The 1,004-nt window shown below is 65.4% G+C and carries 1 protein-coding gene; it reads left to right on the forward strand.

From position 1 onward, the window contains the following. Nucleotides 1–161 precede the first annotated feature (161 nt). The gene (locus tag ACFLIM_RS50225; RefSeq protein ID WP_393178035.1) at nt 162–962 is read left to right on the forward strand and encodes an HARBI1 family protein; all 801 of its coding nucleotides are present in this window, start codon (nt 162–164) and stop codon (nt 960–962) included. Nucleotides 963–1,004 lie beyond the last annotated feature (42 nt).

Consider the following 1,004-nt stretch of genomic DNA (forward strand, 5'->3'; position numbering starts at 1 on the left):
TGAACCTTTCCCGTGATCGTTGATCACCCTGGGTAACTCCCGGGGCGGCTCCTGCCTTCTGGCCGCAGACATGGGTGAAGCCCCTGCTAGAACTGGTCTTTGCGAAGAGATCAAGTTCGAGCGAGAGGCTTCACTTGCCGTCCAGTATCACCTACACCGCCGTGCTCGACGTCCGCCGGGAGACCGTGCTGCACCTGGCGCACCTGCTGCGACAGCGCCGCCAGAGGGTCGGCACGCGCAGGAACCGGCGAGCGTTGGGGTGCTTCAAACAGGCCGTCATGGTGCTCCGCTGGTTTCTGGACGGTACCCGCGTCAAGCAGCTGGCCAGGGATAACAACATTGGTAGATCGACGGCTTATCGGCTGCTGCATGAGGGCGTCGATGTCCTGGCCGCGCAGGCGCCGGATCTGAAGACCGCGCTGGAGCGCGCCGCCGAGGCCGGGCTGACGCATCTCAATCTGGACGGCACACTGATCTACACCGACCGAATCTCCACTCCCGGGCCCAACGGCGCCGACCTGTACTGGTCGGGCAAGCACAAACACCATGGCGGCAACGTCCAGGTCATCTCCGCTCCGGACGGCTGGCCGATCTGGGTGTCGGCGGTCCGGCCGGGGCGGGAGCACGACCTGACCTGCGCCCGTACCCATGGCCTGGTGGAAGCCCTGTCGCGCGCCGCCACCGAGACCGCTCTGATCACGCTCACCGACCTGGGATACGAGGGGGCCGGGGAGATGTTCAGGATGCCGTTCAAGAAGCCCAAGGACGGCCGGCTCACCGAGCCGCAGCGGGCGTTCAATCAGCTCCTGCGAGGCGTTCACGGAGTCGGAGAACGGGCCAACACCCTGCTCAAGACCACATTCAAGGCTCTGCGCCGAGTCAGCCTCGACCCGAGCCGGATCACCCAGATCGCCGCCGCGGCCCTCGTCCTGCTTCAACTGGAGCACGGACGCACCGTGTAAGGCGATCACGAACCGCCACAAGCGGTTACAGGGAAAGGTTCA

It is taken from the genome of Nonomuraea marmarensis, assembly GCF_043197025.1.
GTDB classification, from domain to species: Bacteria; Actinomycetota; Actinomycetes; order Streptosporangiales; family Streptosporangiaceae; genus Nonomuraea; species Nonomuraea marmarensis.